General features: G+C 67.0%; 17 protein-coding genes. 11 read left to right on the plus strand and 6 right to left on the minus strand.

The window, feature by feature from the left end; genetic code table 11:
- Window positions 1-951: a metalloregulator ArsR/SmtB family transcription factor gene (locus tag ACYVGI_RS06925; protein WP_460631900.1), complete on the minus strand. Its 951-nt coding sequence runs from the start codon at window positions 949-951 to the stop codon at window positions 1-3.
- Window positions 952-1,080: 129 nt separating this feature from the next.
- On the opposite strand from ACYVGI_RS06925, the gene ACYVGI_RS06930 reads away from it, so the two are divergent.
- The 7 genes from ACYVGI_RS06930 to ACYVGI_RS06960 all read left to right on the plus strand — a co-directional run bounded on the left by ACYVGI_RS06930 (window position 1,081) and on the right by ACYVGI_RS06960 (window position 11,793).
- Entirely contained in the window at window positions 1,081-1,680 is a 600-nt protein-coding gene (locus ACYVGI_RS06930) for a dihydrofolate reductase family protein (protein WP_460631901.1), read from the plus strand.
- 15 nt (window positions 1,681-1,695) lie between these two features.
- The gene (locus ACYVGI_RS06935; RefSeq protein ID WP_460631902.1) at window positions 1,696-2,025 is read left to right on the plus strand and encodes a YciI family protein; all 330 of its coding nucleotides are present in this window, start codon (window positions 1,696-1,698) and stop codon (window positions 2,023-2,025) included.
- Between the two features lie 8 nt (window positions 2,026-2,033).
- The gene (locus ACYVGI_RS06940; RefSeq protein ID WP_460631903.1) at window positions 2,034-3,257 is read left to right on the plus strand and encodes an RNA polymerase sigma factor; all 1,224 of its coding nucleotides are present in this window, start codon (window positions 2,034-2,036) and stop codon (window positions 3,255-3,257) included.
- Window positions 3,258-3,296: 39 nt separating this feature from the next.
- On the plus strand, window positions 3,297-3,650 hold the full coding sequence (locus ACYVGI_RS06945) for a VOC family protein (RefSeq protein WP_460631904.1): 354 nt from the start codon (window positions 3,297-3,299) through the stop codon (window positions 3,648-3,650).
- Window positions 3,647-4,090, plus strand: coding sequence for a MarR family winged helix-turn-helix transcriptional regulator (locus tag ACYVGI_RS06950; RefSeq protein WP_460631905.1), 444 nt, complete (start codon window positions 3,647-3,649; stop codon window positions 4,088-4,090). Before ACYVGI_RS06945 ends, ACYVGI_RS06950 begins: the two co-directional genes overlap by 4 nt.
- Window positions 4,091-4,306: 216 nt before the next feature.
- The gene (locus tag ACYVGI_RS06955) at window positions 4,307-6,886 is read left to right on the plus strand and encodes a helix-turn-helix transcriptional regulator (RefSeq protein ID WP_460631906.1); all 2,580 of its coding nucleotides are present in this window, start codon (window positions 4,307-4,309) and stop codon (window positions 6,884-6,886) included.
- A 293-nt stretch (window positions 6,887-7,179) separates the two neighbouring features.
- On the plus strand, window positions 7,180-11,793 hold the full coding sequence (locus ACYVGI_RS06960; RefSeq protein ID WP_460631907.1) for a DUF7507 domain-containing protein: 4,614 nt from the start codon (window positions 7,180-7,182) through the stop codon (window positions 11,791-11,793).
- 102 nt (window positions 11,794-11,895) lie between these two features.
- Here the strand turns inward: ACYVGI_RS06960 and ACYVGI_RS06965 are convergent, their stop codons facing one another.
- Window positions 11,896-12,234 (minus strand): hypothetical protein, encoded by a 339-nt coding sequence (locus tag ACYVGI_RS06965; protein WP_460631908.1) that lies wholly within the window; start codon window positions 12,232-12,234, stop codon window positions 11,896-11,898.
- Between the two features lie 389 nt (window positions 12,235-12,623).
- On the opposite strand from ACYVGI_RS06965, the gene ACYVGI_RS06970 reads away from it, so the two are divergent.
- Window positions 12,624-13,274 (plus strand): septum formation family protein, encoded by a 651-nt coding sequence (locus ACYVGI_RS06970; protein ID WP_460631909.1) that lies wholly within the window; start codon window positions 12,624-12,626, stop codon window positions 13,272-13,274.
- An 87-nt stretch (window positions 13,275-13,361) separates the two neighbouring features.
- Here ACYVGI_RS06970 and ACYVGI_RS06975 read toward each other — a convergent pair whose 3' ends face one another.
- A complete protein-coding gene (locus ACYVGI_RS06975) occupies window positions 13,362-13,595 on the minus strand; it encodes a histidine ammonia-lyase (protein ID WP_460631910.1) in 234 nt (77 codons plus the stop codon).
- Between the two features lie 433 nt (window positions 13,596-14,028).
- Here ACYVGI_RS06975 and ACYVGI_RS06980 point away from each other — a divergent pair, with 433 nt between their 5' ends.
- Complete coding sequence (locus tag ACYVGI_RS06980; RefSeq protein ID WP_460631911.1) at window positions 14,029-14,304, plus strand: hypothetical protein; 276 nt, start codon at window positions 14,029-14,031, stop codon at window positions 14,302-14,304.
- A 955-nt stretch (window positions 14,305-15,259) separates the two neighbouring features.
- Here the strand turns inward: ACYVGI_RS06980 and ACYVGI_RS06985 are convergent.
- Window positions 15,260-17,509 carry a cell wall-binding repeat-containing protein gene (locus ACYVGI_RS06985; RefSeq protein WP_460631912.1) on the minus strand — a complete coding sequence of 750 codons (2,250 nt, stop codon included), beginning with the start codon at window positions 17,507-17,509 and terminating at the stop codon, window positions 15,260-15,262.
- 344 nt (window positions 17,510-17,853) lie between these two features.
- Between ACYVGI_RS06985 and tyrS the strand changes: the two genes are divergently transcribed.
- Window positions 17,854-19,059, plus strand: coding sequence for a tyrosine--tRNA ligase (gene tyrS / locus ACYVGI_RS06990; protein WP_460631913.1), 1,206 nt, complete (start codon window positions 17,854-17,856; stop codon window positions 19,057-19,059).
- 937 nt (window positions 19,060-19,996) lie between these two features.
- Here tyrS and ACYVGI_RS06995 read toward each other — a convergent pair.
- Window positions 19,997-20,461, minus strand: coding sequence for a flavodoxin (locus ACYVGI_RS06995; RefSeq protein ID WP_460631914.1), 465 nt, complete (start codon window positions 20,459-20,461; stop codon window positions 19,997-19,999).
- Window positions 20,462-20,717: 256 nt separating this feature from the next.
- Entirely contained in the window at window positions 20,718-21,809 is a 1,092-nt protein-coding gene (locus ACYVGI_RS07000) for a hypothetical protein (RefSeq protein ID WP_460631915.1), read from the minus strand.
- Window positions 21,810-23,083: 1,274 nt separating this feature from the next.
- Between ACYVGI_RS07000 and ACYVGI_RS07005 the strand changes: the two genes are divergently transcribed.
- Window positions 23,084-24,076, plus strand: a complete 993-nt coding sequence (locus ACYVGI_RS07005; protein WP_460631916.1) for a DUF6414 family protein — start codon at window positions 23,084-23,086, stop codon at window positions 24,074-24,076.
- The last annotated feature ends 866 nt before the right edge of the window (window positions 24,077-24,942 follow it).

Below are 24,942 nucleotides of genomic sequence, written 5' to 3' on the forward strand. Positions count from 1 at the left end.
CTATGGATGCGGGCCGTCCTCGATCGGCGCGTTCGTGCCCCACTCCGCGTGGATGCGCGTCACGAGCTGCCGCACCCGGTCGGCGATGTCGTCGCGGATCTCCCGAACGCGGGGGAGTGGGAGGCCGACCGGGTCCGGGATGCCCCAGTCGAGGTAGGTGCGGCCGGGGTAGACCGGGCAGGCGTCGCCGCAGCTCATCGTGATCACGTAGTCGGCGGCGCGCACGGCCTCATCGGTGAGCGGCTTGGGGAACTCGCCGCCGAGCGGGATCCCGAGTTCGTCGAGCGCTGTGACGATCGTGGAGCGCACCGCACCGGCCGGTTCCGACCCCGCCGTGCCGACCCGGATGCGGTCGCCGGCGATGCGACGCAGGATCGCGGAGGCGAGCTGGGAGCGCCCGGCGTTCTGCACGCACACGAAGAGGACGTGCGGCACGTCGGTGCGCGGTCGTCCGGCAGCCTCGGCGTCACCCGTCCGCTCTGCTCGCAGCAGGGCGTCGAGCCTGGTGATCGTGAACGCACCGGCCAGCGCGGCGCGGTTCGTCCGGCCGTCCAGCCGCCGGTAGCTGTCCGCGGTGTATTCCCCGATGGTCTCGCGGGAGAGCTCTCCCCGGAAACGGACGGAGAGGTCGTCCACGATCCGAGCCACTGCCGCTCCGTCGTCGGCCGGCTGCTCCGCGCGGACCAGTGAGGCGACGCGATCCACTTCGGCCGGCGTGATCGTGTACCAGGCGGTCCGCCCCTCCTGCGTCCGTTCCACGACGCCTTCGGCGCGCAGTAGCGAGAGGTGGTGCGACACGGTCGGCTGACGCAGCCCGAGCGCGTCGGCAAGCTTGGTGACCGAGCCCCGCCCATCCGGAGCGTCGAGCAGCAGATTGAGGATGCGGGCGCGCGTCGGGTCGCTGATCCTGTACACGCTCCGCAGCGCATCGTGCTCGGGGGCCGCATCCATAGATATGAGTCTATGCGCGACGATTCTCCGACATTCTTTTCGGCGCGCTGTCGAAACGGTCGGGCTCCGTTCGTTGCAGGAGTGAGGGCACCCCGACCGGGGCGGCCACCGACGAAACGGAGCATCACGATGAGCACCACACTGACGGTCGACTTCTTCTGCAGCGTCGACGGCTACGGCATGGCCGACAACTGGCCGGGATACTGGGGCAAGGAAGGGCCGGAGGTGATCGCCGACCGCGTGGCCACCTTCGAGCAGGAGCAGGTGCTCGTCTTCGGCGCGACCACGTTCCGCCAGTTCCGCACGTTCGTGAACGTCTTCGACGAGCCGTACTACGACAGCCTCGACCGGCTGCCGAAGATCGTCTTCTCCCGCACCCTCGAGGAACCGCTCGGCTGGGACAACTCCACTGTGCTCGCCGAGGACGCGGTGACCGCGATCGACCGGCTGAAGCGCACCACGGACATCCCGCTGCGGTCGCACGGCAGCGTGTCCATGAACCGCGCCCTCCTCGCCGCCGGACTCGTCGACAGGGTCGAATTGATGATGTTCCCCGCGATCTCCGGCAGCGCCGGACACGCAGCCCTGTTCCACGGCGGCCCGGAGTTCGATCTGGACCTCGTCGAATCGTCCGTGCTCGACGGCCGCACGCTTAAGCTCGTGTACACCCCGCACCTGCACGGCGACATTCCCGAGGGCGCGGGACCGCAGCGCAGGATCGCCGGATAAGGGGAGGATCGGATCATGCAGTACCTGGTCAACGTGATCGACGGCCGCAGCAACTCGGGAACGGCCGAGGAGGGCGCCGCGATCGACGTGTTCAACGACAAGCTCCGCGCGGGCGGGCACTGGGTGTTCGCCGCAGGGCTCGCAGACCCCACGGTGTCGACCGTCGTGGATGGCCGCGGCGACGAGCCGGTCTTCACCGACGGACCCTTCGTCGAGGCGAAGGAGTGGGCGGCTGGGCTCTGGATCATCGAGGCACCGGATCTCGACGTCGCGCTCGAGCTGATGGCCGAGGGCTCGAGGGCCTGCAACCGACGCCTCGAAGTGCGCCCTCTCCTGCAGGAGTGACCGGCGGCGTGACAGACACTCAGGATGCGCTGACCCGCGCCCACCGCGAGGAGTGGCCGCGGGTGGTGGCGACGCTCGCCAAGCGGTTCGGGAGTCTCGACACCGCAGAGGACGCCGCCGCCGACGCATACGCGACGGCGGCTGAGCGCTGGCCGCAGGACGGCGTCCCGCCCAACCCGGGCGCGTGGCTCACCACGACCGGGACCCGCAAGGCGATCGATCGCATCCGGCGGGAGAGCATCAGGGATGCGCGGCACAGGGAGGCGCTGCTCGTGTACGACGTGCAATCGGAGCCGGAGCAGATCGGCGCCATCGACGACGACCGGTTGCGGCTGCTCTTCGTCTGCTGTCACCCTGCCCTCGCGATGGAGGCGCGCGTCGCGCTCACGCTCCGGATGGTCGGCGGACTGAGCGTGCCGGAGATCGCGAGCGCCTTCCTGGTGCAGGACACCACGATGGGGGCCCGCATCACCCGGGCGAAGGCGAAGATCGCCGCCGCGGGCATCCCGTTCCGCGTGCCGACGATGGATGATCTGCCCCGGCGCGTCTCCGGCGTGCTCACGGTGCTGTTCCTGATCTTCAACGAGGGCTACCTCGCCTCCGGCCCTGCGACCGCCCCGGTGCGTGTCGACCTCACCGCCGAGGCCATCCGTCTCGCGCGGTTGCTTCACGCGCTGCTCCCCGACGACGGCGAGACGACCGGGATGCTCGGGCTGATGCTGCTGATCGAGGCGCGGCGTTCGGCGCGGGTGTCGTCGGCGGGCGTGCTCGTCCCACTGCCACAGCAGGACAGGGGCCAGTGGGACGAGGCGATGATCGCCGAGGGCCACGCACTGGTGCGAGAACGCCTCGCCGCCGGTGCGGCGCCCGGCCGCTACCAGCTTCTCGCCGCGATCAACGCGGTGCACACCGACGGCGACGCCCCGGACTGGGCTCAGGTGGTGGCGCTCTACGACCAGCTCCTGCCGCTCGACCCCTCGCCGATCGTCCGTCTCAACCGGGCGATCGCGGTGGGGGAGCGCGACGGCCTCGACGCCGGGCTCGCCCTCATCGACGCGCTCGAGCCCGAGCTGACGGCGTACCACCCGTATCACGCCGCCCGGGCGGATGCGCTGCGGGGGCTGGGGCGCACAGCCGAGGCGCGCGACGCGTACGACACGGCGATGGCGCGCGCGGTGAACACCGCCGAGCTCGCATACCTCCGGAGTCGGCGGGACGAGCTGAGCGCGTGAACGATTGACAGGGCCCTGTCAATCGAGCACCATGGCCGTATGACCTCCGGCTCGGCCCTTCATCGCATCGTCCTCTCGGCCTCGTCGCTCGCGAACGCCATCGATGTGTACGGCGGCGCGCTCGGCCTCAGCGTCGAACGCCGGAGCGAGGGATTCGCCTGGTTGCGCACGGCCGACGGCGTCGAGCTCATGGTGCACGAGCGCCCGACGGAGTCCTCGGATGCGGCGGTGGCGCTGACCTTCGCCGTGACCGGCCTCGACACGGCCGTCGCACGCTGGGTCGACGCAGGGGGAACGGTGGTGGATGCGCCGGCCGTCCAGCCGTGGGGCGAGCGGATGGCCGTCGTGCGCGACCGCGACGGCCACATCGCCTGCCTGGTCGAGCGACCGTGAACGTCGAGAGCGCACGCCTGACCGAACTCGTCGACGAGGTCTTCCGCCTCGCCGACGCGCTCACGAGGACAGGGGACCGCATCGTGGCGGCGGAGGGGCTGACCGCTGCACGCTGGCTCACCCTCGGAGCCGTCGCGCACGGACCGCTGACCGTCGCGGGGATCGCCCGCCGACGAGGGATGCGAAGGCAGTCAGCCGCCGAAAGCGTCGCCGCGCTGGAGCGCGCCGGCCTCGTGGCGCGCATCCCGGACCCGGACGACGCCAGGGCACCGCTCGTCACCCTGACGGACCAGGGGAGGGCGACGCTCGGACGCATCCGGCCGCTGCGCACGGAGTGGGCCGAGCGGACGGCGCGCTCCGTGGAGCCGGGGGAACTGACCGCGGTGCTCGAGGTGGCGCGGCGCTTGCGGGTGGAGCTGGAGCTGGAGCTGGAGCGGTGACGCCTGCGCGCGTCATGTGAAATGTAGTCACTAGTACAATACGTGGGCGCCGCCCTACGGAAACGTACTGAGGCCGCGCCACCAGTGGCACTGAATCCCGTCGGGACCGTGCGCATTTGGCCCCGCGCCGCACCTGCGCCCGCGGACTCCTCCGGAGAATGCTCCTTGCACGTACGGCGTGTGCAGGTCGCTCAGCTAGCCGATGGAGGAGCAAGCATGTTGTTCGCCCGGGCGACCGAATTGCGACAGAGTCTGGACTACCTGCTGGCCGGTACGAGTGTCCAGCTCATCGGGCTTCCCGCGGCCGGTCGCACGACCTTCGCACGGCACGTCATCGAGTCGTTGGACGAACGCGGCTACGAGACGATCGTCCCTCCCGCGTTCAAGCACCACACCGTCCGCCCGTTCGAGAGCCTGGAGGCGACCGGGCTTCTCGCGAAGTCCGCGAAACCGCCGTCCGTCTCCGGCGTCGTGGATGCGCTGGGCACGTATTTGCTGTCCAGGCGTAGCGTCATCGTGGTCGACGACGCACCGTCGATCGACCTCCAGTCCGCGGCTGCGCTCGGCGCGGTCAGCGTTCGGATGGGGGTCCCCGTCCTCGCGACGGCATCGACGGCGGACCCTGGCGCCGCCAGAGCGTTCGATCAGCTTCTCCCGCTGGTGTCGGCCGCCGTCGACCTCGCGCCCGTGACCTTCGGAGTGGTCTCGGACATCGCCCACGAGATGCTCGGCGGCACTGTCGACGTCGACCTGATCGGGAGGCTCTACGCGAACTCGGACGGCCGCCCAGGCCTCGTCTGCGCCATGATCACGATCGGCGTCGCACGCGGTGCCATCACGCAGGTGGGCGAGCTGTGGCGCGTCGGCGCGGAGGTCTGGCACCCGGCGATGAGTACGGTGGTCGACCGCCTCCTCTACGGCTGCACAGACGAGCAGCGCGAACTGCTGGAGACGCTGTCGCTGACGGGCGCGCTCGACCTGGACTCAGCGACGAGTCTGTTCGGCTATCAGGTGATCGAAGACCTGGAGAGGCGTGGGCTCGTCCAGAGCATCCGTCCGCTCGGGCGCACCTCCGTGGTCGTGAGCCCCGGGCTGGTGGGCGCGCACTTCCAGCACCAGCCTGCGACGTCGCGGCGCGCCCGCATCCTCGATCGCGTCCGCGGCGGGACGGCCCCGATCGAACCGTCGCCGACAGCGACGATCGGCGAGAACGCCTCGCCCGGCGCGGACCGCAGAGCCGCCGACGATGCGTCGGCGTTGATCCGTCTCCTCCACGAGGAGCGCGAAGAGCGGCTGCGCGCGACAGAGGCCGACTGGCTGAGGGACGGCACGATGGCTTCGGCCAACGCCTACCTGGCGGCGCTCTTCGCCGGTGAGCGGAGCGCACGCGACCTCGAACAGGTGTTCTCACGAACCAGCGGGCACGGCGCCGACCCGGCGGCGCTCGCCGCCCACCGCATCCATCGCGCCCGCTGGCTGGCCCACGACTGCGGAGACCTCGACAGCGCCACGAGCCTGCTCCGCCAGAGTGCGCGGGGCCTCGGACGGTTCGCCGCCCTCCTGGAGGCGACCGCGACCTCCCTCGAGCTCGAGCTGTGCGGCGTGCCGGACGACGTCCACGACCGGTTCACCAGGTTCGACCCCGAGGAGCAGGTCGACTGGGCCGCCGTCGAGGTCGCCCGCGCGACCGGTCTTGTCCTCTCAGCACGTCCCGTGGAAGCGCTCGCCGTGCTGAGCGCTGTGGACCACGTCTCCTCCCCGGACACCGCGCGTGCGTACGCCGCCACACGCGCGTGGGCACTGCTGCTGTCGGGGGAGTGCGTCGAAGCCGCGCGGTACGCGATGCACCAGCGCGAGCTCGCCCGCGCCGAGCTGGACATCGAACGGTACCGGGAGCATACGTACGTCGCCGGGATCGCCTCCATACCCCTCGGGCGTTACGCGGAGGCCGAGCGGCTCCTCGGCACAGTGCTTGCGCTGGGAACGCCCGGCATCGGGCAGCAGCTTCTCCACTTCGGCGCGCTCGCTGTCAGCTCGCTGCTCGCCGTCCGCGGTGGCCGCCTGCACGCGGCAGAGTCGCTCGCTCGGCAGGCCGCCGCGACCGGCCACAGCACCGGCCCGTGGCCCGGGATGCTGACAGCGCTGCCGGAGTCCGCGCTCCTGGCCGCCAACGGCGACGACGTCGCCGCCTCCGCCGCGCTCGCCGCCGGAGTCGCCGCGGCGTCCGGCCGCGGGTACGCCTTCACCGCTGCGACGCACCCAGTCATCGCGTTCGCGGCACTCGGGCGCACCGCCGCGGCCGTCATCGGCACGTCGTCCGAGCTCGACGCGGAAGGGTCCCTCATCGCGCCGTACCGCGAGTTGCACACAGCACTGGACGCATCCGACGCCCCCGCTCTCGTCGCGCTGGGCGAGTGGTTCCTCCGCGAGGAGCGGATCGACCAGGCGGCCCTGGCTCTCACGGCGGCCGAGCGGCTCTTGACCGGCGAGGCGAGCGCGGAGGGCGACGAAGGCGCCCAGAGTGTCGAAGGCGGCAGGGTGGCGCGACTTCTGCGCACGGCGCGCGGGCTGCTCGATGCGGCCGATCCCGGCACGCGGCGGGTGGAGGCCTCGCACTCCCACTTGACCACCCGCGAGGCCCAGATCGCGCGGCTGGTCGGAAACGGCTTCTCGAACCCGGAGATCGCCTCCAGGCTCGGGATCAGCTCTCGCACGGTCGAGAGCCACGTGCTCAAGATCTTCCGCAAACTCGGCGTCTCCGCCCGCGCGGAGATGGCGAAGCTGGACTGGTTCTGATCCGGTCGCACGGCTGTCGCACGCCCTCCGCTCTCCGTGGGTAGACCGCACGTCCCACCCGGCGGCTACCGACAGGGTCGGGGGCCGTACTGAATTCCACGCAGATCGACGGCCGTGCCTTGCTGGGCCGCGTGCGGCCCGTCCCACGATGCCTGTGACCACATTTCACGTGTCGAATCAGAAAGACAAGTATGACAACACATCGCACGAGCCCTCCAAGGCTCACGGCAGGCGGGGCACCGCGAACGTCGGCCCGTCGCCGACGAAGCCTGCTCGCAGGCGCACTCACCGCCTTGCTGGCAGGGGCCGGGCTGACCCTGCCGGCCCAGGGGGCGGCGGCCACCGGGTTCCCCGGCGCCGCGACGAGCGCCCCTCAAGAGATTGTCGCCTCCGCCGGGAGCACACCCGGTGTGCCGCACGACCCCGTCGTCCTGTTCGACGAGACGTTCAGCAACCATCCGGATGGGACGACCGTCGCGACCATCGACGCGTACGTCGGCGACCACGGCGTCACGTATCGGGCCGACCCTTTCTGGGCCAACACGTACGAGTGCAACGGCTTCGTCCTCAGCACCGCTAGCACGCAGCCGTCTGGATACTGCGGCGACCAGGGCAAGGAGTGGAACGCCGTCCAGGCCAAGGCGAAGCAGCTCGGCACCATTCTCGGGCAGAGCGACCCCGGTGCCAACTTCGCGTTGTCGATGAACACGTCGTCGACCCAGCCGCCGGCCGGCCAGACCCTCATGCTCGGCTCATCGCCGATCTCGCTCGCGGGCAACAGCCGGTTCCTGACCGTAAAGTCCGCGTTCGCTGCCTCCAACGACATCTGCCCACCGAGTGCGTCCAGCTCGCCGGTGCTGCAATACACGCTCGTGGACGGCGCGGGCGTGAGCCACGACGTCACCGACGAGCCGATCAGCGTGCACTCCGATCCCCGGGGCGAGTGGACAACCGTCCCGCTCGGCTACTTCGGCGGGTGCGTGAAGGCGGCGGAGTTCGTCGCGGACAACTCGGCGCTGTTCAGCAGCGACAGCGTCCAGCTCGAGATCCACAACACCTCGCGCGAGGCAGCGATGGGCAACGATGGCGCCATCGACGAAGTTCTCATCCTCGATGCGACGCCGCGGATCGACACCTCGTTCCCCCCTCGGCCCGTCCAGATCGGCGGCACGACGACGCTGACGTTCACGGTCACCAACACGTCGGAGCTCGCCAAGAAGGAGGGCTGGAGCTTCATCGACGCCCTGCCGCCCGGGATGAAGGTCTCGAACACGCCGAACATCGGCGGCACCTGCCCGGCCTCCGTCACGGCCGTGCCCGGATCGAACCAGCTCAGCGTCGAGGATGGTGTGCTCGCGCACGAAGACGTCAGTTGCACCATCACGGTGGACGTGACCGCGGTGCCAGGCGTCTACCAGAACTGCGCCGCGAACGTCACGTCCGTTGTCGGGCTCGATTTCGAGGCCTCCGAATGCGCCGCGGTGACCTTCGAGGTCCCTGTCGCGCTGAGCGTCGCCAAGTCGGTCGACAAGGCCGTGTACGTGCCCGGTCAGCCGCTGACCTGGACGGTCGACGTGTCGAACGCCGGCCCGAGCACGGCCGACGGCGCCCGCGTCGTCGACGTCCTGCCGGCAGCAGCGAAAGCCTTCGGCTGGACCTGCGCCCCGTCGTCCGGTGCATCCTGCACCGCGAAAGGCACGGGGAGCATCAACGACACTGTCACCATCCCTGCGGGCGGCAGCCTCCGGTACACCATCACCGGCACGCTTCCGGCCAACGCCGCAGGCACCCTGACGAACACCGCGACCGTCACCCCGCCCGCGGGCGCGGTGGACGCCGGCTGCTCTCCCGACTGCTCCGCCAGCGCTGCCAGCACCGCTGAGGGCCCGTCGATCAGCCTCGTCAAGACGGCGGACGCATCCGGCGTGAAGGACCCGGCGCGGGCAGGCGACACCGTCGTCTACACCTTCGCAGCGAAGAACACCGGCGGCGAGACGCTCACCGGCGTCTCCATCGCCGACCGGCTCCCCGGGCTCGGCGCTCTGACGTACTCGTGGCCGGGCACCCCCGGAACGCTGCTCGCCGGGCAGACCGTGACGGCGACCGCGAAGTACGCGATCACCCAGGCCGACATCAACGCCGGCCACGTCGACAATTCCGCCGCAGCCACGGGAACTCCGCCGACCGGTCCACCCGTCGAATCCTCGCCGTCCACCACCGACACGCCGCTGCGGAGCAATTCTGCGCTGACCCTCACGAAGTCCGCGAACGCGTCGGGGATCTCCGACCAGGCCAGTGCCGGTGACACGATCACCTACACCTTCGCGGCCACGAACACCGGCTCCACCACGCTGACCGGTGTCACGATCAACGACCCGCTCACCGGGTTGAGTGCGCTGCGTTACGTCTGGCCCGGCGCCGCAGGCACGCTCCAGCCGGGGGAGACCGTAACCGCGACCGCGGACTACGCGATCACCCAGGCCGACATCGACAGGGGACACGTCGCGAACACGGCCCTCGCTACCGGCACACCGCCGTCCGGCTCCGCGGTCAGCACGGCACCGGCGTCCACGGATACTCCGCTGGATTCCGACGCTGCGCTCACCCTGGTCAAGACCTCGGACGCTTCCGCGGTCGGTGCTCTGGCGGCGCCCGGGGAGACCATCGTCTACGGGTTCACTGTCACGAACACCGGCTCCACCACGCTGACCGGTGTCACGATCAACGACCCGCTCACCGGGTTGAGTGCGCTGCGCTACGTCTGGCCCGGCAACGCAGGGACCCTGCTCCCCGGCGAGTCGACGACCGCGACCGCGACCTACGCGATCACCCAGGCCGACATCGACAGGGGGCACGTCGCGAACACGGCCCTCGCCACTGGCACACCGCCGTCCGGCCCCGCGGTCAGCACGGCACCGGCGTCCACGGACACTCCGCTGGATTCCGACGCTGCGCTCACCCTGGTCAAGACCTCGGACGCGTCCGCGGTCGGTGCTCTGGCGGCGCCCGGGCAGACCATCGTCTACGGGTTCACTGTCACGAACACCGGCTCCACCACGCTGACCGGTGTCACGATCAACGACCCGCTCACCGGGTTGAGTGCGCTGCGCTACGTCTGGCCCGGCAACGCAGGGACCCTGCTCCCCGGCGAGTCGACGACCGCGACCGCGGACTACGCGATCACCCAGGCCGACATCGACAGGGGACACGTCGCGAACACGGCCCTCGCCACCGGCACACCGCCGTCCGGCCCCGCGATTCCCTCGAATCCGGGCGAGACAGATGACACGCTCCCGGGAGAGCCCGGTCTCGCGCTGACCAAGTCGGCCGACACCTCGGCGCTCGGCAGTCCGGCCCGCGTCGGCGACGTGATCACGTTTGCCTTCGCACTGGTCAACACCGGCAACGTCACCCTGCACGATGCGCGGATCGACGATCCGCTGCCGGGCCTCGGCGCCCTGCAGTACTCGTGGCCGGCCGCCGATGGCGTGCTCCAGCCGGGTCAGACCGGCACCGCGACAGCCGTCTACGCGATCACGCAGGCCGACATCGATCGCGGCTACGTCCACAACGTCGCGACTCCGGAAGCCGCGACACCGGACGGGGTGGCGGTTCCGGGCGAGCCCACGACCAGCACGCCGCGGATCCCGGTCGCCCCGGAGCTCGTCTTCGAGAAGACCGCGAGCTCGCAGGTCGAAGGTCCCGCCGTCGTCGGCGACCTGATCGCATACACGTTCACGGCGACGAACACCGGCAACGTCACGCTGAAGAACGTGGACATCCACGACCCGATGCCCGGCCTGGGCGCCCTGGCGTACACCTGGCCAGGCGCCGAGGGAGTCCTCGTCCCCGGTGAGCGGCTGACCGCGACGGCGACGTACGTCGTCACGCAGGCCGACATCGACGCGGGCGAGGTCGCGAACGACGCGTTCGCGGACGGGGTCACCGTGCCCGGTGCGCCCGAGCCCACCGGCTCCGGCGATTCGGGACGGCCGGAGGAGACGGTGCCGTCGAACCACGACGACACCCTGACCCCGCTCGTCCAGGCTGCGGAGCTGACGATCGTCAAAACCGCCGACGACGCTGGCCTCCAGGAGCGCCCGCAGCCGGGCGACACGCTCGTGTTCACGTTCACCGCCGTCAACAACGGCAACGTCACCCTGTCGGATGTCGTTATCGTGGACGAGCTCGACGGGCTCGGTGAGCTGCAGTACCGCTGGCCAGGCGCCGAGGGGATGCTCGCACCGGGCGAGGAGGTGACGGCGACCGCGGAGTACGCGCTGACACAGGCGGACATCGACGCCGGCCACATCGCGAACCTGGCGACCGCAGAAGGCACCCCTCCGGGACCGGACGCGAGCGTGTACATCACACCGCCGAGCGAGACGGACACGCCGTTGCCCGCGACAGCGGCGCTCACCCTCGAGAAGACCGCAGACGACTCCGGCGTCCAGAGCCCAGGCGCGATCGGGGACCTCATCCGGTACTCATTCGTGGTGACGAACATCGGCAACGTGACGTTGAGCGACGTCGAGGTGATCGACGAACTGCCCGGTCTCTCCGAACTGGACTACGCCTGGCCGGGGGAGGACGGCGTCCTCGCTCCTGGCGAGCGGGTCGTCGCGACCGCCTCCTACGCGCTGACCGGCGCAGACCTGAGCGCGGGCCGCGTGCTGAACACCGCGTTCGCCGTCGGGACGCCCCCGGGCGACGACGCGGAGCGCGTTGAGTCGGCGGAGGACAGCGCTGAGGTGTCGGTCCCGCAGCCGGGCGAGGTGCTCGCGTTCACGGGAACGACCATCGTGGGCGCACTGATCGTGCTCGCGGCCCTGCTGGTGCTGGTCGGCGTCGCTGTGCGCGTTGCCGCACGGGTCCGTGCAGGCTCCGCTGCGAAGGCGGTGCGCTGAGATGGGCCGCCGCATCCATCGGCGTCTCGTCGGCGCGACACTCCTCCTCGTGATGGGGGGAGGGGCCGCAGCAGGCCTCGCCGGCTGCTCGGCCGATCCTGGTCAGGGGGCACCGTCCACGGCCAGCGCACGGCCGGCCTCGTTGGAGGCGCTGGCGGACATCCCCGAGGGGACCGGGATCATCCGGGCGACGAAGCTGACCTCCTGCTCGACGGAGAACGGCGCCGTGACGGCGTCGGGGACGATCGCCCTTCCCAAGGGCACGAAGGGCACGCCCGTCGTGTCGGTGAGCTGGGTCGACTCGGCGACATCGACTGCGTACGCGAGGGCTGTCCACACCGTCACGGAAGCCGCGCCCGGCGCGACGGCGAAGTGGAAGGTCGAGACGGATCTCGCTGCGCCGGCCGGGACCACCGTCCGGTGCGTGCTCGGGGCCGTCATTCCGAAGGAAGGGGAGTGACGGAATGATGTGAGTGCCGACGTCGTCGGCGAACCGTCACCCCGTCGGCCTGTGCATCGGCACAGGCCGGCGGGGTGACGCCATTTCCAGGACCGGGCGCGGTAGCCCGGTCAAGTGAGCTCACGCCGGCCCGGGGGAGTGCCGCTCCGGGCCGCACCTACTCCGGCCCCCTCGACGACCCCTGCCGAGAGAACGATGCCCAGCGTGACCATGATGAGGTCCATGCGCTCACCATGCATGGCACAGGCGCCGATGCTACTGTGGCGGTCGATCCGGGGCGGTTGGTTCCCCGGGGACCGGGCCTTCGCGGCAGATGGGCACCGGATGCAGCACCGGATCCGGCTCTGAACGGGGGAGAGGAGGGCAGCGCGTGAAGGCACGTCGATCGCGTCCTCGCCCCGACCATCCGGATGCGACCATCCAGGCTGGCCTGTCGCGGCGCGGCTGGCTCCTCCTTGTCGCGATCACCGCCGGTGTCGGCGTCGTGCTGCTCATGGTCGGGCTTGTCGCGACCGGCATCCCAAGCAGCGGCGCGCGGGCGGCGACGTCTCCGTCGCCCGCGGCTCTCACTCCGCACACGTTCGACCCAGGTTCGGCGCCGACTCCGCTCGGCTTGCCACCGCGGCCCACCACCACCCACGTCGCCACCGTGCCGGCGGAACCCGTCGCATCCATCGCCCCCGGTGACTGCCTCCAGACCTACGACTCGAAGTGGGCGGAGGACTACCCGGTGATCGACTGCTCCCGGCAGCACATCGCACAGCTCCTGACCACAGGCGATCTTCCCCAGGCTGCAGGCTCGCCGTTTCCCGGCACGGCCGCGCTGGACGCGCAGATCAGCGACCTCTGCGAACCGTTCCTCAACTGGCACTGGGTCGCCATCTGGGGCGAAGACGTCCAGCTCGACCTGCGCTACCCGGACACGGACGCGAAGTGGGCGACGGGCGACCGCTCGTACTACTGCATCGTCTACACGTTCTCCCGCCACGAACTGACCGGGAGCGCGCTGGCCGGGCAGTGATCCCTCGGTCGCCTCTTGTCGGGCGCGGCTTTCGTCACAGCGTCGCGGGTCGAGCACGGGCGACGATCGCGAATGCGGCTCTAGCCGCTAGTCGGACGGGCCGCCTGAAAAGAGCGGATTCCCGGGACCGTGGACTTGGCCGGTCGCTGGGTCGACCCAGTTGCCGGAACCGGTGACCCGGTGCCAGCGCTTGTGGAACGCGAGATCGGTTCCCTCGGCCTCGACAACGGCTGCACCGCACAGATCGCAGATACGCAGGATCACAATGTCGCCGTCCGCGGTCGTGACGGAGACCGAGCCCGCCGGGAACTCGACACCCATCGTGCTTCTCCTCACGTCCTCACCGACCGTCGCGGTCGGGTTTAGAGCCTGCCATCAGGGTACGCGGTGCGCGCGGTTTGGAGGACAAGGGTACGTGATACCCGCTTCTGCTGGGGAGGCGACCCCGTTGCCTAGGCGCGCGCAGGTGTTGGCTGCGCACTGGCGTGCGTGAACGTTGACGTCGGAGCAGACGGTCACGGTCGCGTTGGACTTGGCGTCGGACCCGAAGCCGGCATTGAATATAAGGTTGGCTTCACCACGGAGACGGAACCCGGTTGGTATCTCGGCGGAGACTGTTCAGCCGGACTCGGACCCGTCGGTGCTTACGTTGAAGGCGGGATTCAAGAGCACGGTCCTTTCGGCCATGGTGGCGGAGGGTACCCACCTGGACTAAACCTAGGGTGTAGTGGCGGCGTCGGATGGGGTTGGTGACATGCACGTGCTGGATCCGGGAATAATCGTTCCCAACCTCATCATCGGACCGCTCGTCTTAGCGGGCGGCATTCTGATCGTTGTCTTTCGCAAACAATTGAGAGAGTGGATCGTTTCTTCCGAAAAGTCCGCGCTCGGAGATGACCGCGGAAATTCGCTTGGTCTGCTGCAGACGCCTTTTTGGGCTGGCGTCACTGGGGTCGCAATTGCGCTGTTGGGAGCAGTCATGCTTATGTTCGGGGTTGTGTCGTTCATTCAGCGCCTTGGCGGTTCGTAGTGTGTTCTCGGTACTTGCCCTCATCCTCGGACTGTTGTTGGTCCTGGTTGGCTTTGCGACCATTGTTCTTCGCTCGCGTATTGCAGGGCTCGTGCACCGTCCGTCCTCCTCGAGTCGCGCACTGACCTGGATGTTCAGTAGCGTTTACTTCGGCTCGGTGGGCGCTTTCGCGATCGTCATCGGGCTCCTGGCCATCATCGTGGGGGTTACGCGCTGAACCCAACGATGACCTTGATTCAGAAGAACTGCTCGCCTTGATGGCAGAGGTCCTGAGGGAGGTCTTCCAAGGACCAGCGCGACTCGAACGAATGACGGTGAAGCGGACGACTGGATAACGGGGTTATCACTTCCGGGTGCACTCTCTTGGCGTACGACAGCCATCGCGACATCACTAAACTCGCCACCGAAACCCTGACCTACGACGACGCCAGCAGGCACATGGCCACCACACTCGCGGACGGCACTAGCATCGTCTACAAACGAGACGCGACTGACCGCATCATAAGCGTCACCCAAACGCCGACGGGCGGGGCCGCCACCGTTACCAACTACGCCTACGCGGGCGGGGGAGACGCGGCTGCGGTCACGCTCACCAGAGCCAACCATGTCCAGGAACAGACCATCAGCCTTCCCGGCGGGCCACCGTATCTGTCCAAGCAACCGCCCAGGTGCGGTCCTACCCTTGAAAAGGGCTCAGACATTCACACTTCCGCTTCGCCCACTGCGATGGTTCCTGTCTCGACGTCGTGGCTGGGGTGATAGGTGGCGAGGTCGGCGATCGTGTTCGACAGGTTGATGAGTGCTTGCGCCTGGGTCGACCCGTTTCACCGACCAGGAACTGCGGTTCGTTCCCGCGTACGCCGTTCAACTGGGTGGGTATGCGTGACGCCTTCGGCGTGACCCCTCAAGCTTCAACGTTCGGCTGGGTTCCCGTGCCCCAAAAGCAGGGAAAGCGTCAACAGGTGCGGAGCCAAGCGACGTCCGCTCCGACTGCGGATGTGCCGCCGAGAATCGTCACCGATGTCGGTCGGAGGCGCTGGATTGCGCGGAAGGTGTCGACGGGGACGCAACCGCCCGGAACGGTGGCCAGCGTCGCGCCGATGCGTCCGGCGAGCGGGGCCGCCGCGAGGGCATCGGGAAAGTTCTGTCCGGTCGTCAAATAGATATCCGTCGACGGGGTCCCGAACCCTTTGAGCACGGCCGCAGAGACGGCATAGCGATCCGCGCCGCCATAGCGAGTGGTCGCAGCGATGCCACGCAATCCGGCCAGGATCCCGTCGCTGACGGCAACCGGGCCGCCGACGACGGCGATCGACGACGGGTGGAGACCCCGGATGAACGACGCGTATCCCGCAGGAAGTCCAGCCCAACCTCCGGGCACGAGCAGCAACTGCCCGCCGGATCGCGCCGCGGCCGCGCCGGCGGTGACCGCGTCCGCGTATCCCATGCCGGTCGCCACGAACAGCGGCTTCCCCGCGTGCTGCTTCGCCGCGACGATGCCGCGGGACACGGCATAGCGGTCCGGTCCGCTGACCCGTTGCACCGTGGGAGCGAGTTTCCGCAGTTGAGCGACCACGGCGTCCGAGACAGCGGCGGGTCCTCCGACGACGACGATCTTCGACGGCGCAAGGGTGACGATCCCTGCTCGAGTCGCAGCGGGTAGAGCACCCCCCAGCGTGAGGAGCAGTGGGCCGTGACTCGCTGCCGCGAGTGGGCCGGCAGAAAGGGCGTCCGGAAAGTTCTCGCCCGATGCGACGTAGAGGACAGGGGCTCCGGAGGGGAACGCAGCTCGCGCGATGGCGACGGCGGCCTCGTAACGGTCACCGCCGCCGAGACGCTCTGCCGTGGCGTCGCCCACGGTGGCGATGCCGGTGCGGGTCACGAACCAGGGCCGCCCCTGCGCGTCGAACGCGGCGCGGAATACCGCAGTGTCATCGATGGCGCCGCGCAGAAGCGCGCCATCCGGGCGCAGCGCAAGAACTTGTGAAGCGCCAGGGATGTCTCCGTCCCGGACGGTGTCACCCGTCAGGAGGATGGTGCCGTCCGGCTCAGCGGCGAGGGGCCAGAACTGACCGTCTGACAGCTCAGCGCGGTCCTGCACAGAACCATCGACCCCAAGCGAGAAAATGCGTGACATCAGCTTGCCGTCTGACGTCGCCGAGTGATCGACGATCCAGAGTCGCCCCCCGGATTCGACGCCCGTGAACAGTTGCTCACTTGAGACAGACAGGGGGATCGGTCGCAGATTCGCCGGGGTGGTGCCGACATAGACGGCCTGCGACCCATCCCGCTTCACCACATTGATCCACGTTTCCGATCGTTGCGCCTGCTGGGTCACGGGCAACAGGCTGACGCTAGCGCCGAGCGGTCTCTCAACGACAGACCCATCGGCTTGTACCAGCCCGACTCTGCCGACCGAGTCGCCGATGATACTTCCGACGTACCAGAGAGAATTGCCCGTGCCAGGCCACAGGTTCGACGCCACGCGGCCTGCGACGCCGGGCGGAGCGGTGACTGTCCCATCCGGAGCGATGCGAGTGAGGGATCCACGCACGCCCACCCATGCGCCGCCATCGTCCGTGGGAACGATGGAGTATGCGTCCCCGGCCACAGCGAAGGGGCGGGCGACGCCGTGAGCGACTCGAACAACGATGTTAGAAGTGGCTGAATCCTGAGCCGATGAAGCCTCGTACCACGCCGTGCCGTCGCTTCCCGCGATCAAGCCGCCCGTCAACGTCGTCCCTGCCGGCTGGGGGATCTCGGAAACCGCACCATTGAGCGCGATATGCATGACGTGCGGGACGTACGCCTCGCCGACGGCGACCACATAGAGGAACCCGCCTCGGTCATCGCGAACGAGGTCGGCGCCCACCCAGGACAATCCGCCTGGGGGATAGGCCGCGAAGCGTGTATACACGCCGTCCGTCGTCATCCGTCCGATGTCATCCGTCCCGTGGAGGAACCACAGAGCACCGTCAGGACCGGTAACGAGCGGCGACTGCGTTTGGAATGTGTCGGTGGCCTGTGGAAAAGGGAACGTCTCCGTCACGAGCACCCGGTCGGCGGCCGGTGTGGTCAGCGTACGGCTCGAGGCCGATTTCAGTTGGGCGGCGGATGCCGGGGCAGCCGCGCCCAGCAAGCCCGCCAGGATCGCCCCGATGGCGAGCGCGATGGGCGCGACCTGCCTCCAGCTTGTTCTGCTCATCTCCGGCTCCTTCTTCAACGCTGCCCTGGGTGATGCTACGCGAACGCACGCCCGCGCCGATGTCCCGCGAAGGGGGCGGGCTGGTTCACGACTGGATAGCGGGGTTATCGCCGCGGGTGTAAGCACTACTGGGTACGGCGTTGTCGGTATGATCACGACATGATGTTTGGTTTCGTGTATCTCGGCGGCTCTGGAGTGAGCCGTCGGCGCGCCCAGCTCTGATCCCAGATACTCGGAACATCCCAGAGCCCACCGGTGAGGACCATTCGGTCCTCACCGTTCTTGCGTTCAGCGCGAGCGGGTCTGCTGGGAGCTCTCCGTTCGCACAATCGAAGGAGAACCCCATGACCACGCCCGACCAGGTCCTCGAACACCTGAGCCGCACGACGGAGCAGACCTTCGGCCTCGACGACCTGCGCGACCGCCTCGCCTCCGGCAAACAGCTCCGGATCAAATTCGGCGTCGACTGCACCGCACCCGACCTGCATCTCGGGCACGCCGTGAACCTGTGGATGATGCGCTACCTGCAGGACCTCGGTCACGTCGTCATCTTCCTTCTGGGTGACACCACGACTCGTGTCGGCGACCCGACGGGACGAAGTACCACCCGCCCCGTGCTCACTGCGGAGCAAATCGAACGAAACGCGCAGGCGTTCCTCGATCAGGTGAGTCTTGTTCTGCGGCAGGACCCGGAGGTGCTCGAGATCCGTCGCAACTCTGAGTGGTACGACGCCATGAGCATCACGGACCTGATCAGCGAATTGAGCCTCGTTACGCACAATCAACTGATGGCCCGAGATATGTTCCAGAGGCGCGTCGAGGAGCACCGGGAGATCGCGATGCACGAGCTGATCTACCCCGTACTGAAAGGCTTCGACAGCGTCGCACTGCGATCGGACCTGACGATCGTCGGGTCCGATCAATTGTTCAACGAGAACATGGGGCGCGAACTCCAGTCGAAGCACGGGCAGCGACCGCAGACCGTGATCACGAGCACGATCACCCCCGGACTCGGCGGCGGAGCGAAGCAGTCGAAGTCACTGGGCAACTACGTCGGTCTGGCCCAGTCCGCCGAAGACAAATTCGGCCGTCTCATGACGTTGAACGACGATCTCATCGGCGTGTGGGCGAAGGTTTACACCGACCTCCCGATCGCCGCTGTCGGCGAACTCGACCGTCGCGCGGCGCTCGGCGGCGTCGATGCGCGTGACGCCAAGCTCGACGTCGCCGAGGCAATCGTCGCACGTCACCACGGTGCGTCGCAGGCCGAGCGAGCGTGGCGCGCCTTCCTCGACGTCTTCTCCGAACGGGGCCTCCCAGACGTGATGCCGCAGCTCGACGTGTCCCGGCACGCGACCGTGCTGCACCTCGTCTCTGACGCGCGCCCGGAACTCACACGTTCGGCGGCGCGCAGGCTCATCGCCGAGGGCGGTGTCCGCATCAACGGAGTGAAGCGATTTGACAGCGACGAAGCGGCAGCCGTCCGGGCGCAGGATGTTCTCCAGGCCGGGCGGCGTCGCTGGTTCACGCTCACCGTACGCGACGACTGAACACGCCGGGTCGGGCTATCAGAGGAGGGTGTATCTGCAGGCTTGACCTAACACACGCGATACGACTGGATGCTGCGTCGGCCTGACTGACCCGGTCGACAGCCCGTGTGACGTGCTGGCGGCGTTGTAGCGTGATGGTGTGGCGAGTGAGCAAGAGGCCTCGGAAGCTGTTTTGGCGCCCAGTTGGGGGAGTGGTCGTATCTGGCCGGCAGGTATTGGCGTGTCGGGCGTTGTCGCTTGGGTGGAGTTGGCGATAGAGACTCCGGGTCGGACATCGATTGCGGGCCTCGACTCAGTCGAAGGATCCCTGTCGTTGCGTTTGCAGTCGAGCCGTCGACTCTTCGACACCGGACTGATACTCGCGGGCGTACTCTTTGCGACGGTGCTTGGTGTTACGACGTTGCGGTTTCCTTCCGACACCAGTTGGGTGATCACTTCACTAATTGCGGCAGTGCTGGCGGGATGGATGGCGCTTGTCGTTCCACTAATGGTGCGAGGGGCTCGGGACGAGGAGCGCATACTTGCAGCCTTGCGTCAGATCGCCAAACGACGACTGGCAAGAGAAGTTGAGCTGCGGAGATCGGCGTCGACCTGCTCTGGGCGGCGTCAGATGAAGCGCTGGGCTTCACTGTAAGGTGACATGCATACCCGCCTGTGGTGTCGCCTTCAGGACGACGCGCGTATGGGCATCAGCTCGCTGCGGACGGACGCGGCCGCCCCCGTCCGCGGATTCTGCCCGGCGGGCGTCAATTGGGTGATATCAGGGGCGGGTGTAATCGCATATTTTGCAGATACGCCAACTGCAACTGGATAACCTAGATATCACTATCTGGGCTATGGGTCGCCTTGATCGCGATTCTTCGCGTCTAGCGAGCGGCCTGTTCGGTGAGCCATTTCTCGATCAGGGATAGGGCGTTGCGCGCCTTCTCGCCTTGGATCACGAGTCCGTCTCTGACGGTGGAGTTGGGCACCACTTTGCGTAGTCGTTTCTGACGGTGCCCATGCCGCTGACGGCGTAGGTGACGAAGGGGTGGATGGTCTTTCCGTTGAGGTCGACGGCTTCGATGAAGGTGCGCATGATCATCGGAGCTCGGACGTTCCAGACAGGGCTGCCGAGCAGAATCGTGTCGTACGCGTTGAGCGAGGGCACCGCGCCGGCGATCGCGGGGGGCGCGTTGCTTTGCTGTTCGCGGATGTTGCGCCGGACGGTGGCTTCGTAGTCGCGAGAGTAGGGGTCGACGGCCTCGATGCGGTGCGTGTCCAGACTCCTGCGGGCGGCGATCATCCCGACGACGACCTGGGTGTTGCCAACCTCAAGGTCGATCCGATCGCCGTAGTAGTAGTTCTCGCCCGGCCGGAAGAAGTAGGTGAGGAGTGTTCTGGTGCTGGGTTCATCGGTCATCGGTGTTCCTTTTCGGGGTGGGCTCACCGGGCGTCACGCGCTGCCGCCGCTCGGCCGGCGTGCATCCGGCCAGTGTGGCCGCGAGACCGGCGGCGCCGAACGCGTTGCCCGTCCAATGACGTGGGATCCCGTTGTGTTCGAAATCAGCGCTGCGAACGCAGCGTCGGGACGTCGCTCTTATCGACGTCGAGCGCTCAGACGGTGACGTAGTAAGTCGTCCTCCCTGTGGCGCAAGCCATCGAGACGCAGTTGGTCGCTAGTCCTGCTCGTGGTACGTCCACCCACGCTCTTGTCGCCAACGGATTATGTAGCCGGTACCACCGTCGAGCCAGAGGTCTGTGAGGCCATCCGGCGCCGTGAATATGCCCTCGGTGAACCAACTCGGCGAAGTCGGAGCCAAGTTGCCCCAACGGCCTGTTGAGGCCATCAACAGATACAGGTGCTGGCGTTGTGCACCAAGCTCAACAGCTTCACGTTCGAGCTTTGCCAGATGGTGGACGGGACGTTCTGCTGTCGCGAGGAAGGTTGACAGTCGTTCGAGGTAAGGGATTTCACCGGAATCAGAAACCGCCGCGTTCCACGATTCGAGCGCGAAGCCGGACTTGCCCTGCGCATAGATTGGCGGCCGAAACTCAAGCCCCGGAAAGACCTCCTGAATCGCCTCTGCCGCATCGTCGCTGATCGCCCCCGCGCGAGCCTCACCGCGGACACGCTCTACGGCCGCGCGCCAACGATCCCCGGCTTCCCGTGCCTTACGCCCTTTGGTCTTGGGTGGCTGCCAGCCGCGCTCCATGTGAATCGCGAAATAGAGTTCCGGAGGGTCACTGCCATTCAACTCGGCCACCAGCGCTTCGGCTCGCGGCACCGCAGCTTGATAACTCCAGTCGATGGTTGCCAGGATCTCAAGCGGTTCTTTCGGCGCATTGGTGGGGCATAGGACGAGGTCCACGAGCCCGTCACCCGCACCCTTCACATCCCTTCGGTGCGGGACATGTCCCGTGAGAATCCAGGTGTTGAGCGCAGCCCTGAGATCGTCGCTTGGAGCATCCCGAAACTCTTCCGACTCCCACCAAAGGGTGGACGGTGGGGCCAGCTCGGCGGCGGCCTCTGCTAACGATGGGCCACGTGCGCACCATCCGTCCGTGAGTAGTCGCATGACCCGACCGTACTGGATTTGCTGCGGTCCCGACGTCGCAACCGTGACTAAGCCGTGAACGAGCGATTCAATGCGATCGGGATACACGATTTCGAAGCTGCGCTCCTGGCGCTCCGGCCGATCTCGCGGCGCCATCAAGCTCGGCCCATGAGAAATGGAAGTCTTCATAAAAGCGATCTGCCCATTGCTCAAGCCTGGATTTCAGCAATCGACCGCTTCGTACGTGCTCACGATGATGTGCCAAGAAGTCATCGACGCATTCTGCAAGCCAAAGTGTCCTGGGAATTGCCACGAGAGACGCCTCATGTGCAAGTTTCGAGAGGCTTCTGGTCACAGAGAAGGCGACCATGATTTCACCGGCACCGACCGTGACCAGCTCGCCGTCGACAATAGCCTTCGGCGGGTGTCCCGCGATTCGAAACCACCGCTTCTCCGCGTCACCCTGAACTGCTGCGATCCCATCTTCGAGGTACTGATCCACCAGGCCGCCCGAATGAATCAGTGCGTTCCTGATGCGTCGAAGAAGATCAAAGGTGGGCAGCTCGTCAGGCAACGCAGCGCCCATTGAATCGAACACGATCGTGTGCATGTTCTCGGCGTTCCACTTCTTACCTCTGGTCAGCAGAGGCACGCTAGCGGCCAGGAGGTCGTTACGAAGGCGATTGATGAAGTCTTCATGCACCGAGAGCGCATATGGGATCGCGATCCGCGCTAGGTGTTCCTCCGACTCACTAAGTTCACGTTGAGCGCGCTCTGGGCGCAAGGCGAAACGCGCAATATGCGGAACGGTGGGGTACATCTTCGAAATGAGCACGGACGATTCATGAGCGAGGGCCAAGCTCGCTGAGGCGAGATGCGCCCCAACTAATAGAGCCATAACCGCATTGTCAGACTGCACCATGTTGGCCCGGCTTGCCCGAAACCCGGCAGATAGCGTCGCCATTATCCCCTCACGAGTTATCTTGCGGACGAGTCCACTGATTGCCATCGTCGTTGACGGCCGCCCCTTTTGCCTAGATGTTGCTCGAAACTATACGGAGCGAGGTGTTGCCCGCAGAGCGCACGAGAGGCATGTTGGCGAGGCAAGCGAGTTCCGTAGTGTGCTTCGTCAGGGTGATTCGGGCGAATTGAGGCGATCACGGACCCAGGCCGGCACGTGCTGCCTTGCTGGTCCGCGGCAAGCAGAATGCCTTCCAATGGCAACGGGCCCAATGTTCGAGTGGTAACGGTGTTTATTCGGCGGCGACGTAGTCGGGCTCAGAACGAGGCTCTGAGGCGGGGCACGTGCGTCCGATGGATGGGAGAGGTCTTTGTGCCAACCGGGTTCCAACATGTCCGCTGCGTGGAACGTCTCGCCGATCGACGGACCGACGCTGAACTCGGAGTGTTCCGTCGCCGCGAGGTGCTAAGTGGGTAATCATGCAATCATGAATCCTCGAAAAGCGTCAGGCACTGATGCGCCAACAATGGCAACGCGCGGTCCGGTCGTCACCATCTACCAGAATTCGGACCAAGTCGCCGGGGTCTTGCAGCAGTTGTTCGGCCAGCCTCTCATCGTCGAAGAGACTCGCGACAACTCCTCTACTTCGGGTGACGACGCGTCAATCTCCGCGGCCGCTTCCGCTGGAGGGGACGCGGGGGTGAGGGTTCCGGTCCTGGGGGCACTGAAGGTGAGAGCCGCAGGTGACCTTGGCGCATCGGGTAGTTGGACTTCGAGCACCGGCACTGCCGCTCGGCAGCAATTTGTCTACTCACAGGCCTACTACCTACACCTCGTTCGTCAGCGACTCTTGAGCGACGGCCAGCTCACCCTACTGCGCGGGGCAGAAGATGCAGATTCTGTGGCGCCCGGAAGCTTCATCGAATTTACGACATCATTCGATCCTGTGGAACTCACGCTCGCGCTCGAAGTGATTACACCCGAACTCGTCGACGCAATCGCACAGTGGGCGGCGCGAAAGCAGTGGACGAACTCCTATCCCGCCGAGGGCGGGTACGAGGCTGTCCGCGCTCACGCTGAAAAGATGAGAGTCGATATGGAAGCGAAGGGCAGTTTCGCGAGGGCGGTTGCTACGGCAGTACAGGCCGACGCTCGGCAGGGCACGACACGTGAGTACTACGGGCGAATCACCCAAGAGCCGGCGCTGACCGCAATTACGGTCTGCGAGCGTGAGCATTTCATCACAGACGATCCCGACCGCCTCCTCGACGGAACATTCACGGTGTTTGGCAAAGTGATCTCCAGCGTCGAGGAGGACGTACCGACGTTCGCCCGAAACAAGCTCCTTCGCAACCTGTCGGCGGATGCGTTCGACCAGTTGCTGAGCCAAATGCGTTCGACCCTCGCGGGTGGAAACGAGGTTGCAGGAATGCAGCCAGACGAGTTCCTAGACCTCAAGCTCGACTCCCGCGTCAGGGGCAAGTCGCTCAGAGTTCTTCCGTTGGCCATCTTCAGCTAACTAGTCAGGGGGAGAGTTGTCGCCGTCTTCAATTCTTAGGGCAGTTCGCAGGATTGCTGGTGTTCGGAACGTTCCACCGAAGTCCACGCGGCAGGCGTCGCCCCGGTGCAACTCATGAGCTGCACCGACGATCACACCTGCGATCATTGTCACACTGATCGGTCACTGGACGGACTGCGGTGACTAGCGGAAAGCGAGCCAAGGCGAAGAGGCGTGAGGAGGAGAGCGCCTCCGATCCTCGTGCTCTTCGCGCGGATCGCGCCAAATTTGTACGGGCGGCAGCGACACAGGTCCGTACCGTCGACTTTTCCACCGCGACCTCCTCCGAGTCTCGTGTCGCAGTGGGGTGGATGCTCGCGGCGCTCGCGCAAGGGATCACAATCGTAGACGGCGAAGACGCTGGCAACGGTGAGCACTTGGCACCGAACAGGCGTCTACTCTTCGAGCTTGCGGTGAATCTAGAGGGTCTCAACCGCCGAGGACAACCTTTGATTGACGCTCTTGCTCGTAAGGCGCAGAACGAGGCGTCCAAGGCGATCCAGACACTCGGGAGCGACTGGTTTCCAGGGGGCGCCGATACGGGCGGATCCGCAATCGTTGCGAGTTCTGGGGACACCTCGTCCGATAACTTGGCGGCGTTCAAGGCCCTGGCTCAGCATCTGGGCCTTACGGATGGTTTTTACGGAGCTTGGCTCTCAGAGACGTGGTTGTCCCACGCAGGAGTGAGGCTCGCGGAAGCTTACGCACGAGTCTCCCACGTGGGCGTCTATGGGTCCAGCCCTAGCTCGACCGAGCCAGATCTCGCGATCGTTGGTGTCCTTGTCTGGCACTGCGTGGCCCTCGCAGCCGAGATCATCGAACGGGAA

The organism is Leifsonia lichenia (assembly GCF_054780215.1).

Coding starts and splice junctions, on each gene's coding strand:
- ACYVGI_RS06925 (WP_460631900.1), bottom strand. CDS start 951: ATGGATGCGGCCCCCGAGCACGATGCGCTGCGGAGCGTGTACAGGATC.
- ACYVGI_RS06930 (WP_460631901.1), top strand. CDS start 1,081: ATGAGCACCACACTGACGGTCGACTTCTTCTGCAGCGTCGACGGCTAC.
- ACYVGI_RS06955 (WP_460631906.1), top strand. CDS start 4,307: ATGTTGTTCGCCCGGGCGACCGAATTGCGACAGAGTCTGGACTACCTG.
- ACYVGI_RS06980 (WP_460631911.1), top strand. CDS start 14,029: ATGCACGTGCTGGATCCGGGAATAATCGTTCCCAACCTCATCATCGGA.
- ACYVGI_RS07005 (WP_460631916.1), top strand. CDS start 23,084: ATGGCAACGCGCGGTCCGGTCGTCACCATCTACCAGAATTCGGACCAA.
- ACYVGI_RS06945 (WP_460631904.1), top strand. CDS start 3,297: ATGACCTCCGGCTCGGCCCTTCATCGCATCGTCCTCTCGGCCTCGTCG.
- ACYVGI_RS06995 (WP_460631914.1), bottom strand. CDS start 20,461: ATGACCGATGAACCCAGCACCAGAACACTCCTCACCTACTTCTTCCGG.
- ACYVGI_RS06985 (WP_460631912.1), bottom strand. CDS start 17,509: ATGAGCAGAACAAGCTGGAGGCAGGTCGCGCCCATCGCGCTCGCCATC.
- tyrS (WP_460631913.1), top strand. CDS start 17,854: ATGACCACGCCCGACCAGGTCCTCGAACACCTGAGCCGCACGACGGAG.
- ACYVGI_RS06935 (WP_460631902.1), top strand. CDS start 1,696: ATGCAGTACCTGGTCAACGTGATCGACGGCCGCAGCAACTCGGGAACG.
- ACYVGI_RS06975 (WP_460631910.1), bottom strand. CDS start 13,595: ATGGGTGTCGAGTTCCCGGCGGGCTCGGTCTCCGTCACGACCGCGGAC.
- ACYVGI_RS06965 (WP_460631908.1), bottom strand. CDS start 12,234: ATGACGGCCCCGAGCACGCACCGGACGGTGGTCCCGGCCGGCGCAGCG.